Source organism: Curtobacterium pomorum (assembly GCF_044497295.1).
Lineage (GTDB): Bacteria > Actinomycetota > Actinomycetes > Actinomycetales > Microbacteriaceae > Curtobacterium.
The window spans coordinates 1,131,246-1,144,242 of the sequence record NZ_CP172409.1; the positions used below are offsets into that span (position 1 = coordinate 1,131,246).

A 12,997-nucleotide genomic window follows, 5' to 3' on the forward strand; every position below is an offset into this window, starting at 1 on the left:
CGGGCGGGCGCGCGCGGGCGCGCGGTCTGTGCCGCGAGAGCGACAGTCTGCCGCGAATGTTCGGCGGCAGACTGTCGCTTTCGCGAGGGGACCGCGCAGCGCCCCGGCCGGTCGCAGCGCCCCGGCCGGTCGCAGCACTCCGGCCGGTCGCAGCGCGTCAGTGGATCAGCGCGGTCGTGCTCGCGAACGCGCGGGAGCGCACGGCGACGCGGTACCGCTCGAGCGCGGCGTCGTCGGCACCGACCGACTCCAGCGCCGCCAAGCCCGCACCGAGCACCGGGGGATCGGTGACCCAGGTCGGCACCGCTCCGGGGACCCGGGCAGCGAGCCCGTCGACGACACCGTCCACGAGCAACGGGTGGCGAGCAGCGAGCACCCCACCGCCGAGCACGACGGGCACCGGCTCGGCCGCCGAACCGCCGAGACCCAACCGCTCGAGTGCGACCGCGGCGAGCAGGACGATCTCCTCCGCCTGACGCTCCACGACGCTCCGGGCCACGACGTCGCCGGCTCCGGCCACCTCGAACAGCACCGGGCAGAGCCGGTTGAACACGCGCTGGTCGAGGCGTCCGAAGTGGATGGCCTCGGTGACCTCGCGGACGCTGCGGAGGCCGACCGCCGCCGGCACCGCGTCGACCAGCGCCGTCGCCGGACCGCGACCGTCGTCGGCCCGCGCCGCGTGCCAGAGCGCCCGGTTGCCGAGCCACGCACCACCGCCCCAGTCACCGGAGACGTCGCCGATGGCCGGGAACCGTGCGGTCGTGCCGTCGGCCCGCACCGCGAGGGCGTTGATCCCGGTGCCGCACACCACGGCCGCCGCGTCGGGGGACAGGGTGCCGGCCCGCAGCAGTGCGAACAGGTCGTTGTCCAGGACGTGCGGCTCGCCGCCGTCCTCGGCCCAGTGCGCGAGGGCCGCGGTCGCCGCGACGAGCTCGTCGTGCAGGTCGAGTCCGGCCAGGTACACGTGTGTCGTGCGGATGCGCCGGACGCCCAGCTCACCCACCACCCGTGCACGGACGTCGTCGAGGATCGGCCCGGCGAGGTCCCACCCGCGGGTCTGCGGGTTCGAGCCCGGACCGCGCGCGTGCCCGACGATCGTCCCGTCGAGCGCGATCGCGACGACGTCCGTCTTGCTCCCGCCACCGTCGACGGCGAGCACGACGTCGGTCGCGTCCGGTGGGACCGGAGCGGGCGGACGGGAGGCTCGCGCCGGGCCCGCCTCGCCGGTACGGCTCAACCCGCCCACGTCACCTGCTCCGATCGCGCCCACGGGATGTGTTCCGCGTTCGCGGCCAGGAGCAGGTCGGTGAGCTCCTCCGCCTTGTCGACCTGCCCCACGAGCGGGTGCGCCCACATCGCGCGGAGCACCCGGTCGCGGCCGCCGTGCACCGCGGCGTCGAGCGCGAGGCGCTCGTACCCGGCGACGTGCGACACGAGACCGACCATGTCCGGGGCGAGTGGGGAGACCGGAAGCGGCGTGATGGCCTGGCGGGTGACGCGGGACGGCACCTCGATGACGTGGTCGTCCGGCAGGAACGGGAACGTGCCGTCGTTGCGCACGTTGAGCACCTGTACGTCGCCGCGGTCGCCGAGGATCGAGGACAGCACGTCGATCGCCGCCTCGGAGTAGTAGGCGCCACCGCGCTGCTCGAGTTCGGCGGGCTTCGTCACGACGGACTCGTCGGCGTACTTCGCGAGCAGGGCACGCTCGGTCTCCATGACGGCCTCGGCGCGGGTGGGTTCGTGCAGCTGCTCCTGCAGCACGATGTCGTGGCTGTAGAAGTACCGCAGGTAGTACGAGGGGATCGCGTGCTGCAGGCGCAGGAGGTCCGGGTGCATGTGCACGCTGTCCGCCGTCCGGTCGAGGGCGCCGTCCGACTCGGCGAGCAGGTCCGCCATCACGTCGCGTTCGACGCCGTCCGCGCCCGTGACGTGGACGCCGCGCTCCCACGTCAGGTGGTTCAGGCCGACGTGGTCGAGTCGCACGTGGTCGGGGGCGACGCCGAACTCCTTCGCGAAGCGTCGCTGGAACCCGATCGCGACGTTGCACAGGCCGACGGCGCGGTGCCCGGCTTCGAGCAGGGCGCGGGTGACGATGCCGACGGGGTTCGTGAAGTCGACGATCCAGGCGTCCGGCTTGGCGTGCTTGCGGACGAGTTCGGCGTACTCCAGCACCACGGGCACGGTGCGGAGCGCCTTCGCGAAGCCGCCGGGACCGGTGGTCTCCTGCCCGATGCAGCAGGCTTCGTGCGGCCACGTCTCGTCCTGTTGCCGTGCAGCCTGTCCGCCGATGCGGAGCTGGAACATGACCGCGTCGGCGTCGGTGACACCGGCGACGACGTCGTCGGTGACGTGGATCGTGCCGGGGTGCCCGGCGTGCGCGAACATCCGCCTGGCGACGCCGCCGACGAGTTCGCGGCGCACCGGGTCGGGGTCGACGAGCCAGAGCTCGTCGATGGGGAGCTGGTCGCGGAGCCGGGCGAAGCCGTCCACGAGTTCGGGGGTGTAGGTGGATCCGCCACCGACGACTGTGAGTTTCACTGGAGCTGCTATCCCTTCACGCCGGTGAGCGCGATGCCCTCGACGAATGCCTTCTGTGCGAAGAAGAAGATGATGACGACGGGGACCATGACGACGACGGTCATCGCCATCGTCATCGACCAGTCGGTGCCGTGCTGTCCGCGGAACGTGGCGAGCCCGTACGCCACCGGCCAGGCGGCCTGGTTCTCGGACGCGTACAGGAGCGGGCCGTAGTAGTCGTTCCACGAGTGGAAGAACATGAAGATCGCCGCCGACGCGATGCCCGGGCGGGCCATCGGGACGACCACGCGCCAGAGCACGCCCCACTCGCTGCAGCCGTCCATGCGGGCGGCGTCGCCGTACTCCTTCGGGATGGTCATGAAGAACTGGCGGAGCAGGAAGATGCTGAACGCGTCGCCGAGCAGGTTCGGCAGGATGAGCGGCCACAGGGTGCCGGTCAGGTGCAGGTGCGACCACATCACGTAGACCGGCACCGCGGTGACCTGCGGGGGCAGGAGCATCGCGACGATGATCACCGTGAAGATGAGGTTCGCGCCCCTGAACTTGATCTGGGCGAGCGCGTACGCCGCCGGTACCGAGCTGACGAGCATGAACGCGGTGGCGAGGACGGCGTACATCGACGAGTTGCCGAACCACTGCGTGAGCGGCAGTTCGGTGAACACCCGCGCGTAGTTCGAGAAGTCGAGCGGCCGGGGAACGATCGACGCCGTGAGTGCCTGGTTGCTCGACATCAGCGAGGTCAGGACCACGAACACGATCGGGGCGATGGTCAGCACGCCGAGGGCCACCAGGGCAGCGTGCTCGGCGATCCACACCAGGGTGCGACCACGCGGCCTGCCGGTGCGGGGAGCTGGACCCCGTGGCGCCCGGGCGAGCGGGGACTGGGAGACGGCGGTCATCAGGACTCCTCGGGACGGAAGACGGAGATGCGGCGCATCGTGAAGACGAGTACCACCGCGGTGATCACGAACAGGACCACGGCCATGGCGGACGCGTAGCCGAACTGGAAGTTCGCGAACCCGTGCTGGTAGAGCAGCTCGGTGTACGTGAGCAGCGACGTGCCCGGGTAGCCGAGCTGGGCGGCGGTCCCGCCACCGATCGTCGCCTTGCCGGACGCGACCCCGGACGCCACCGCGGCCTCGGTGAAGTACTGCAGGGCCGCGATCACCCCCGTCACGGCGGCGAAGCCGATCACCGGGGCGATCGTCGGGAGCGTGATGTGCCGGACCTGCTGGACGCCGTTCGCACCGTCGAGCGACGCGGCCTCGTACAGGTCGCGCGGCACGTCGAGCAGGGACGCCAGGAAGATGATCATGATGTCGCCCATCACCCAGACGCCCAGGATCACGAGCGACGGCTTCGACCACGCCGGGTCGTTGAACCAGAGCGGGCCGTCGATGCCGAAGACCCGCAGGATCTGGTTCACCGGCCCGGTGCCCGGGTTGAACAGGAACACGAACGCCACGACGCTCGCGACCGGCGGGACGAGGGCGGGCAGGTAGAACAGCGTCCGCCAGAAGCCGGTGGCCGTCTTGGCCCGGCTGAGCAGCCCGGCGACCAGGAGTCCGCACACGATCCGGACCGGTACCAGGATGACGACGAACCACAGCGTGTTCACGACCGCGGGGCCGATCTGCGGGTCCTGCGTGAACAGGAACTTGTAGTTCAGCAGCCCGACGAACTCGGGCTCCTGCAGTTGGTTGTAGCGCGTGAACGAGTAGAAGATCGACGCGACGAGTGGGTAGGCGAAGAAGATCACCAGGCCCGCCAGGGCCGGCGCGAGCATCGTCAGGGCGACGAGTCGGCGTCGGGACTCGGCGGAGCGGGGCCGACGTCGCGGAGCCGTCGGGGGCACCGGACCGGACCCCGTCGAGCCCGTGGGCCGGGCGGCGCGGGCGAGCCGCGCCTCCCGGCCGGTCGTCTTGGTGGTGACGCTCATCACGGACCAGCCAGCTGGTTGGCGTTGTCGATGTCCGAGTCGAGCTTCTCGAGCTTGGCGTCGAGGTCGCCGCCCTTCTGCTGGTACGCCTGCCAGAACTTCGTGAAGGTGCCGATGTAGGCGGCGCCGTCGGCGGTGCCGGGCGAGGTCATGGTGTCCGCGTTGCCCGCGACGTCGACGAAGGTCTTGTAGTTCTCGTCGACCTCGAGGTCGGGGGACTCCAGCGCCGAGGTGAGGGTCGGGATGTTCTTCAGACCGTTGCCCATCGTGACCTGCGCGTCGGTGTTGGTGGACAGGTACTTCAGGAGCGCCCACGACAGCTCGGGGTTCTTGGACCCCTTCGCGATGCCTGCGACGTTGCCCGCGATGTACGTCGAGCCGTAGTTGCCGAGGCCGTCCATCACCGGGGTCGGGGACGTGCCGTAGTCCAGGTCCGGCTTCTGGTCCTTGATGAACGCCGTGCGGTACTCGCCGTCGATCTGCATCGCAACCTGCCCGGTCTGGAACGCGTTGTCCGCGGCGAACTCCTGCCCGAGGCCGGACGTGAAGGCCTTGAGCTTGTCGTAGCCGATCTCGTCGACGAAGCCCTTCTGCCAGGTGATGAGCTGCTTCCACGCATCGGACGTGCCGATCACGCTGTTGCCGTCCTCGTCCAACCACGAGCCGTCGACCATCGGCGCCCAGTGCTCGGGCGAGTTCTCGTAGAAGTCGATGAGCGGGTTGAAGCCGAGCTGCTTGATCGAGCCGTCGGCGTTGTACGTCGTCAGCTTCAGCGCGTCGGTCTTGAGCTCGTCCAGCGTCTTCGGCGGGGAGTCGATCCCGGCCTGCTCGAGCAGCGGCTTGTTGTACATGAGCGCACTGACGTCGGCGAGGGCAGGCAGCGTGCACCGGGTGCCCTTGTACTGCGTGTACGACTGCACGGCCTTCGGGATGTCCGACAGGTCGACCTTGTCACGCTTGATGTAGGGCGAGAGGTCACGGAAGGCACCGGAGGAGCAGAAGCTGCCCACGATGGCGGTCGAGTACGACAGGCCCACGTCGATGTTCTGGCCGGACGAGATCGCCTTCTGCAGCTTCTCGTCGTCCTGGCCGGCGTGGATGTCGACGGTGACGTCGGGGTTGGCCTTCTCGAAGCCCTCGACGGCGGTCTTCACCACGCCGGCTTCACGGCCGGTGAAGAAGTGCCACAGGGACACGGTGCCCTTGAGTTCCTTCGGGGCGCTCTTCTCGATCGAGTCGGCGCTGCTGCCGGAGCTGCAGCCGGCGACGACGAGGGCGCCGACGGCGGCGACGGCCGTGGCGGTGGCGATGCGGCGGAACGCCCGGCGGCGCGGGACGTTCGGTTCGGGGAGGGACAATGCGGTACTCGCTCTCTGGTCTCGCTCCGGCGCGCCGAGGATTCCGGGCGCGACGAAGAGCCCTGTGACAGGGCTGGGTGATGGTGCCTCGAGTGGTGCGGGTGGAACGGCTCAGGGGCGCTCGGCGGGGTCCGGCGTCGGGGCATCGTCACTGATGCGCTCGAGTCGGTCCGCGAGCGCGGTGCGGACGACGTCGATCAGGACGTGTCGCGCACCGTGCAGGACGGGGGTGTCGGGGACGCCGGGCGCGACCACGGCGGTGGACCAGCGTGAACGGGTCCGGAGCCAGGCGGTCACGGCGGCGGCCAGGGCGGGCCCACCGGCGATCCCGGTCGGGCCGTGCAGCACGACCGTCTCGGGATCGGCCACGGCGAGAGCGGGGAGCACGTTGTGCCCGACGCGCTCGCCGAGGGCGACGGTGAAGGGGTGCTGCTCGGGCAGGCCGGGCAGCTGCGGGAGCACCTGGCGCCAGTCGGCTGCGGTGCCGTCCGGTGCCGTGATCCCGTGCTCGGCGGCCAGGGCGATGATCGCGGGCTCGGAGATGAGGTCCGCGACGATCGTGGCCGTCGGGTCGATGGAGCGTGCGTCGGCGGGCACGCTGAGGTAGCCGATCTCACCCGCGGCACCGGAAGCGCCGGTGTGCAGGTGGCCGTGCAGGTCGAGGGCCATGCCGAGGCCCTCGGCCATCCAGAAGAGCGCGAACGACCCGGGAGCCCGACCGGCCCCCATGTTGCGTTCGGCGATGGCGGCGAGGTTGGCGTCGTTCTCGACGACCACGTGGACCCCGAGGTCGGCGGACAGGGTCGCGCTCACCTGCTCGCGGGGCCAGCCGGGCAGGCCGTCCGTGAAGATCAGGGTGTCGGTGGCGTGGTCGACACTCGCCTGCACGCCCACCGCGACGGCGGTGACGAGCTCGGGGTCCACACCGGCCGCGGCGGCTGCGCGGGAGATCGCGGCGGCGACGATGTCGGCGCCGGGGGAGCGCACCTCGGCCTCGGACATCCGGTGCGTGGCGACCGGGAAGGTGCGACCAGCGGCGTCCACCACGGTCGACCGGACGTCGACGAGCTGGACGTCGACGGCGACCCCGAGGTCGCGGTCGGTGATGGCTTCGTACACGACGGCGCTCGGCCCGCGGCGTCCGGCCTGGGTGTCGGTGCCGGCCTGGCGGATGAGGTCGGCCGACTCGAGCCGGCGGATGATCTCGGCGGCGGTGGGCTTGCTGAGGCCGGTCCGCTGCGCGATCTCGTTGCGGGTGAGCGGGCCGTCGTCGAGCAGCAGCTCGAGCGCTGCGCGGTCGTTCAGGACGCGCAGCAGCCCGGGCTGGCCGGGGGTGCGTCCTCGAGTGGTCATGTCGAGGACTGTAACGGACAACCTTCTTTACTGAAAGGTTTGTTTACCGATTCGAAACACGCGTTCTGCTGCGCGAAACGTGCCACCCGTCGGACGCGCGCCCGACGCGCGCCCGACGCGCGCCCGACGCGCGCCCGACGCCAGCTGGCGACCGGCGCCTACGGCCGCAGCAGCACCTTGATCGCCCGACGCTCGTCCATCGCCCGGTACGCCTCGGCGGCCTCGTCGAGCGGCAGTTCGAGGTCGAACACCCGGCCCGGGTCGATCGCGCCCGACAGGACGTCGGGGAGCAGCTCCGGGATGTACTTCCGTGCCGGTGCCATCCCGCCCGCGATCGCGATGTTCGTGTCGAAGAGGTACCGGGTGCCGATCGTCGGCACGCCGTGCGGCACCCCGACGAAACCGAGGTTGCCGCCCGCACGCACCGAGTGCAGCGCCTGGTCCATGCTCTCCTCGGTGCCGACGGCCTCGACCGCGCAGTCGGCCAGGTCGCCGCTGAGCAGGTCGCGGATCGCCGCGACGCCCTCCTCGCCACGGGAAGCCACGATGTCCGTCGCGCCGAACTCGCGAGCGAGCGCCTGGCGGTCGGCGTGCCGGCTCATCGCGATGATGCGCTCGGCGCCCAGTCGCTTCGACGCGAGCACGGCGGACAGGCCGACCGCGCCGTCGCCGACCACGACGACGGTCTTGCCGGGGCCGACCGCTGCCGACACCGCGGCGTGGTGCCCGGTGGAGAAGACGTCGGACAGGGTCAGCAGGGACGGCACGAGTGCGGGGTCGACCGGGCCGGGGACCGCGACGAGCGTCGCGGACGCGTCCGGGATGCGGACGTACTCGGCCTGGGCGCCGCCGACCGGGTCGCCGTACGCGTCCTTCCCGCCGAAGCCGGACAGGTGGTCGCAGCCACTGGTCATGCCGTGGCGGCAGGCCTGGCAGGTGCCGTCGTTCATGGTGAAGGGGGAGATGACGAAGTCGCCCTCCTGCAGGTCGGTGACCTCGTCCCCGACGGCGACGACCTCGCCGACGAGTTCGTGCCCGATCGGCCGTGGCCGCTTCGTCTCGGTCACGCCCCGGTAGGGCCAGAGGTCGGAACCGCACACGCACGCCGCGACGACCTTGACGACGACGTCCTTCGGGGTCAGGACCGAGGGGCGGTCGCGCTCCTCGACGCGGATGTCGTTCGGGGCGTGGATGATCGCTGCGCGCACGGGAGGCCTTCCGTCGAGATGGTGGGGAGTCGGCGCGGTCGACGTCGTCCGGGCCGACGTCGACAGTACCCTCGTGCGGGTGGACGACGACCGGTACGGCGGGGACGTGCTCTCGGGAGACTGGCGCTCCCGCGGAGTGAAGAAGGTGCGGCAGGTGCCGCTCGAACGCGACATGGTGCTCGAGGACCCGGACTCCGGGTGGGCTGGTGCCGTCGTGGGGCTCGAAGCGGGCAACATCGCGCTCGAGGACTGGAAGGGCCGCACCCGCTCGTTCCCGTTCACCGGGCAGTTCCTGCTCGAGGGCGAGCTCGTCACGCTGGGCCGTCCGCAGGCGCCGGTCGGCCGGTCTGCCGCAGCTGCACCACCGGACAGGAGGCCCGGGGCGGCTCCGGCGGTCAAGCACGCGTCCGACGGCGGTCGCCTCCGCACCGCGTCCGGATCGTTCGCGGTGGAGTCGCAGCGAGCTCGGGTGGCCCTGCCCTCCCGCATCATGGTCGAGGGCAAGCACGACGCCGAGCTCGTCGAGAAGGTCTGGGGAGCCGACCTGCGCGTCGAGGGCGTCGTCGTCGAGGAGCTCTCCGGCGTCGACAACCTGGCCGACGTCCTCGACGAGTTCCAGCCGACGCGCGACCGTCGCGTCGGCGTGCTCGTCGACCACCTCGTGCCCGGGTCGAAGGAGTCCCGCTTCGCCGACGCCGTGATGCGCGGCAAGTGGGGAGCGCACGTGCTCGTCGTCGGCCACCCGTTCGTCGACGTCTGGCAGTCGGTCAAGCCGGCCCGCGTCGGACTGCAGGCGTGGCCGACGATCCCGCGGTCGATCGAGTGGAAGAAGGGCATCTGCCAGGCGCTCGGGTGGCCGCACGCCGAGCAGGCCGACATCGCCCGGGCGTGGCAGCGGATCCTCGGGCAGGTGCGGACCTTCGCCGACCTCGAGCCGCAGCTGCTCGGCCGCGTCGAGGAGCTCATCGACTTCGTGACGGAACCGAAGGCCTGAGAACCGGCGGATTGCCCGACCGGCGCGGTGTGCCGGGGGTGATCCGTGCCTCCAGGCCTACTGTTGAGGGATGGACGGCATCGACGGTCGCGTGCGGGGCGCGGTCGACCTGTGGCTGCGCTGGCTGCCGCGCTGGCAGATCGGGACCGCCCGCCCGCGCACGCGCATCTGCCGGAAGTGCACCGGGTCCCCGATCGCCGCGGCCGCGGGGTTCGGGCCCGACGTGCCGCATGCCGTCCAGCACGCGCTGATCGGGCGGATCTCGACCATCGTCGAGGACGCCGTCGACGAGTACACGGCCAAGAACCTGCCGCTGCTGCAGCGCGAACTCGAGCGGGCCGCCGCGCGGAAGCGGCACGCGGGGTACCAGCCGGCCGAGGGGTTGTCGCCGGAGTTCCAGGGCCTGGACGTGGACCCGGAGCCGTCGCCGGGGTCACCGTTCCTGTTCACGCTCGGTGAGCTGGCCGGCACCGGCGCGGGGGAGCAGACGCCGCGCGACCCGCTGTCCGACGAGGCCAAGGCCGCGCTCCGGCACGAGATCGAGTTGTCCGACGAGTGCGCCCGCTCGACCGGCACCGCGGTCTGCCTGGCGCTCATCGACCACCGGCCGCGCATCGCCGAGGCCGTCGAGCGCCTGGTGGAGCCGCAGATCGAGGCGCTCGTGTCGGACATGTTCCGCGGGTTCGACGGTCCGGACGAGGGGCCGCGCTCGGGCTTGTTCTGAGGCGCGGGGTGCGGCGGGCGTTCGGTGCGAGGTTCCGTACTCGGAGCGAGCGTTGTCCGGCCGCACCGAGTACCGAACCTCGCACCGTTCGCACGGCTCCTCGCACCGTGCGAGGTCGGTGGGTCGGCCTCAGCGGGGGAGCAGGGTGCGGCCGGGGATCACGGTGCCGCGCAGTGAGCGGTGCTCGACGGGTCGCGCGGGGTCGTCGATCCGGCCGATGACCAGGTCGATCGCCTCGCGGCCGATGCGCTCGATGGGTTGCTGGAGCGTCGTGAACCCGATCCAGTCGCTCGCCAGGGGGTACACGCCGTCGAACCCGGTGACGGAGAGGTCGCGTGGTACCTCGACACCGCGGCGGGCGAGCGCCTCGCACACGTCGAGCATGAGCCGGTCCGTCGGGCACATCACGGCGGTCACGTCCGACTCCTGCACTGCGTCCACCAGGTCGGCGGCCAAGTCGTCGGGTGGCCGCACGAAGCTCGCGTCGATGTCGATGACGCGGACACCGCGCGCCCGGAGCCGCTCGACCATCGCCGACGATCGCGCGTGCTGGGTGATCGCGTTGTCGATCGGGACGGTGAGCACCACGACCGTGCTGTGGCCGGCGTCGGCGACGGCGTTCGCGATGGTCGCACCACCGTCGACCTCATCGCAGTAGACGCTCGAGAGTGCCGGGTGCAGCTCGGGCCGACCGGCGACGACGGTGGCGATGCGTGGTGCGAACTCGGCGATGTCGGCGGACGGCATGAGGCCGCTGCACACGACCAGTCCGTCGACGCGCATCGAGACGAGGGCCGCGAGGGCGGACTTCTCGTCCTCGACCCGGCCGACGCCCGTCGTGGTGACGACCCGGTAACCGAGCTCGGATGCGCGGCGCTCCATCACGGCGTGCAGGGCGGTGTAGACCATCGACGAGGCGTCGCGCACGAGCATGCCGATGGTGTGCGTCCGACCGCTGACGAGTCCGCGCGCCATGGCGTTCGCGACGTACCCGAGTTCGGCTGCTGCGCGTTCGACGCGCTCACGGGTCTCGTCCGAGAACCGCCCCGTGCCCGAGAGGACCCGGCTCACCGCCGACTTCGAGACTCCCGCACGTGCGGCGACGTCGAGGATGGTCGGTTGGGAACCGCGGCTGCCGTTCACGCGTCGGTCGCTGCAGCGTCCTGCCGCGACCGCGACGAGGTGAACCGGAGCACACCGCGGGCGATCGCGCGCCAGCCGAGCAGGAACACCCCGAGCACGATCGTGGCGACGATGACGAACGAGATCGGCAGCGGGTTGCCGTCGACGTCGCCCTGGCCGGTGGCGACACGGATCGCCAGACCGACGAAGACCGTGAGGATCCAGACCACGACGCCGGTCGGCCAGAAGCGCAGCGGCCGGGCCCAGGCTCCGCTCGTCACGTACCCGATCGCCCAGCCCGCCAGGAACGGGTACGCGGTGGTCCAGAGTGCCAGCGCCGTGTTGGCTTCACCGTGCGACGAACGCCCGATGAGTGCGAAGACGACGATGAGCACGACGTCGATGACCGCTGCGAGCCAACCCCAGGTGCGTGTGTTCACCCGGACAGTCTCGCAGCCTCCGGTGGTGGGACTCATCCCTCCACATGGCAAGAGTGCGGTGATCCGTCCACAGGGCTCGAGTCCGGAGCTGCGGTCGTCCGGTGGGTTCTCGACCATCGGGACATGTCGATGAACCTGAAGCTCGCACCGGTCCCCGAAGTCCTCACGTACCGAACATCAGCGCAACGGCCGGACGAGTCCGACGCCATCAGACGACGGGCGGCGGCAGGAGAGCTCACCCGGGTCGCACGCGGTCTGTACGCGGAGGCCGCCGGATGGGCAGCACTCCGAACCACCGAGCAGCACCACGTCCGCGTGCGCTCGTTCGCCGATCGCATCCGGCCAGGAGACCTGGTGTCCCACGTGTCCGCGGCCGTGGTGTTCGGCGTGCCGCTCCTCACCCCTCCACCGACGCGGATCCACGTGACCTCGGGCGGCGCCGACCGGCGGACCACGAACGCGACCTTCATCGTGCATGCGGACCTCGACCCCGATCGGAACCGAAGAGCAGTGACGACACCGGACGGGTTGGTGCTGTGCGGGCTGGACCGGCTGGCGACGGACCTCGCGCTCACGCTGCCCTTCAGCGACGCGGTCGTCGCCCTCGACTCGCTCCTCCGCCGTGCGGTCGAGCGGGACCTGGTCCGGTCGGCTGTCGAGCGGCGAGGGCAGAAGGGCCGGCGGCGAGCACTGCGGGCCGTCGACTTCGCCGATGCCGCATCGGACTCACCGGGGGAGTCATACGCCCGCGCCCGATTCGACCAGTTCGGCACGCCGCCACCTGTCCTCCAACACCGGTTCCGGACGGCGGGCGAGCCCGACATCGTCGTGGACTTCTGGTTCCCGGAGTCCGGGGTGGTGGTGGAGTTCGACGGTGCCGTGAAGTACCAGCGCAGTGAGTACCTGCGCGGGCGCACCCCGGAGGAAGCGCTGATCGACGAGAAGATCCGGGAGGACCGTCTGCGCGCGTTCCCCGAGGTCCGGATCGTGCTCCGGCTGACCTGGTCCGACCTGCGGAACGAATGGACCCTGCGAACGAAGCTCCGTCAGGCTGGCGTGCGGATGTCGCGCTGAGACCGCCCGAGATCGCACCGTGCGGCGTTGTTCCGGCGTTGCGCACGGCGTACGGTGCGAAGTCGCGCGGTCGGGAAAGGGAAGTCAGCTCGGTGCGAGGTCATCCGTGGGTCCGGCTGACTTCGCACCGTGCGCCTTTCGTCGGTCGGGGGTGTGTTGCCCGCTTGGTGCGAGCTTGTAGGTGGGCACGGAGCGGGCAACCTCGCACCAGGTGGCGAGGTCGGCCCGGTGCGGGCGTGACGCC

12 protein-coding genes are annotated in these 12,997 nt (G+C 71.1%); 3 read left to right on the top strand and 9 right to left on the bottom strand.

The window, feature by feature from the left end; all coding sequences use genetic code 11:
- Positions 1-157 precede the first annotated feature (157 nt).
- The 7 genes from ACGH48_RS05450 to ACGH48_RS05480 all read right to left on the bottom strand — a co-directional run bounded on the left by ACGH48_RS05450 (position 158) and on the right by ACGH48_RS05480 (position 8,399).
- Positions 158-1,237, bottom strand: a complete 1,080-nt coding sequence (locus tag ACGH48_RS05450) for an N-acetylglucosamine kinase (protein WP_396290501.1) — start codon at positions 1,235-1,237, stop codon at positions 158-160.
- The gene (locus ACGH48_RS05455; protein ID WP_396290503.1) at positions 1,234-2,541 is read right to left on the bottom strand and encodes a 6-phospho-beta-glucosidase; all 1,308 of its coding nucleotides are present in this window, start codon (positions 2,539-2,541) and stop codon (positions 1,234-1,236) included. The genes ACGH48_RS05450 and ACGH48_RS05455 overlap by 4 nt, the downstream gene beginning before the upstream one ends.
- Positions 2,542-2,549: 8 nt before the next feature.
- On the bottom strand, positions 2,550-3,440 hold the full coding sequence (locus tag ACGH48_RS05460) for a carbohydrate ABC transporter permease (RefSeq protein WP_123313381.1): 891 nt from the start codon (positions 3,438-3,440) through the stop codon (positions 2,550-2,552).
- Positions 3,440-4,480: a carbohydrate ABC transporter permease gene (locus ACGH48_RS05465; RefSeq protein ID WP_396290505.1), complete on the bottom strand. Its 1,041-nt coding sequence runs from the start codon at positions 4,478-4,480 to the stop codon at positions 3,440-3,442. The genes ACGH48_RS05460 and ACGH48_RS05465 overlap by 1 nt, the downstream gene beginning before the upstream one ends.
- Positions 4,480-5,838 carry an extracellular solute-binding protein gene (locus ACGH48_RS05470; RefSeq protein ID WP_396290507.1) on the bottom strand — a complete coding sequence of 453 codons (1,359 nt, stop codon included), beginning with the start codon at positions 5,836-5,838 and terminating at the stop codon, positions 4,480-4,482. Before ACGH48_RS05470 ends, ACGH48_RS05465 begins: the two co-directional genes overlap by 1 nt.
- 111 nt (positions 5,839-5,949) lie before the next feature.
- On the bottom strand, positions 5,950-7,191 hold the full coding sequence (locus tag ACGH48_RS05475) for an ROK family transcriptional regulator (RefSeq protein WP_123313382.1): 1,242 nt from the start codon (positions 7,189-7,191) through the stop codon (positions 5,950-5,952).
- Positions 7,192-7,349: 158 nt separating this feature from the next.
- Positions 7,350-8,399, bottom strand: a complete 1,050-nt coding sequence (locus ACGH48_RS05480; RefSeq protein ID WP_396290509.1) for an alcohol dehydrogenase catalytic domain-containing protein — start codon at positions 8,397-8,399, stop codon at positions 7,350-7,352.
- Between the two features lie 79 nt (positions 8,400-8,478).
- Here ACGH48_RS05480 and ACGH48_RS05485 point away from each other — a divergent pair, with 79 nt between their 5' ends.
- Together ACGH48_RS05485 and ACGH48_RS05490 are read left to right on the top strand one after the other, a co-directional pair.
- Positions 8,479-9,393, top strand: coding sequence for a DUF3097 domain-containing protein (locus ACGH48_RS05485; protein WP_340197404.1), 915 nt, complete (start codon positions 8,479-8,481; stop codon positions 9,391-9,393).
- 70 nt (positions 9,394-9,463) lie between these two features.
- Positions 9,464-10,117 carry a spermidine/putrescine ABC transporter substrate-binding protein gene (locus ACGH48_RS05490; protein WP_396290511.1) on the top strand — a complete coding sequence of 218 codons (654 nt, stop codon included), beginning with the start codon at positions 9,464-9,466 and terminating at the stop codon, positions 10,115-10,117.
- A 129-nt stretch (positions 10,118-10,246) separates the two neighbouring features.
- On the opposite strand, the gene ACGH48_RS05495 is transcribed toward ACGH48_RS05490, so the two are convergent.
- Together ACGH48_RS05495 and ACGH48_RS05500 are read right to left on the bottom strand one after the other, a co-directional pair.
- Positions 10,247-11,260: a LacI family DNA-binding transcriptional regulator gene (locus ACGH48_RS05495; RefSeq protein WP_396290513.1), complete on the bottom strand. Its 1,014-nt coding sequence runs from the start codon at positions 11,258-11,260 to the stop codon at positions 10,247-10,249.
- Positions 11,257-11,679: a DUF3054 domain-containing protein gene (locus ACGH48_RS05500; protein WP_260233101.1), complete on the bottom strand. Its 423-nt coding sequence runs from the start codon at positions 11,677-11,679 to the stop codon at positions 11,257-11,259. Before ACGH48_RS05500 ends, ACGH48_RS05495 begins: the two co-directional genes overlap by 4 nt.
- 123 nt (positions 11,680-11,802) lie before the next feature.
- On the opposite strand from ACGH48_RS05500, the gene ACGH48_RS05505 reads away from it, so the two are divergent.
- Complete coding sequence (locus ACGH48_RS05505; RefSeq protein ID WP_396290515.1) at positions 11,803-12,753, top strand: hypothetical protein; 951 nt, start codon at positions 11,803-11,805, stop codon at positions 12,751-12,753.
- Positions 12,754-12,997: the final 244 nt, after the last annotated feature.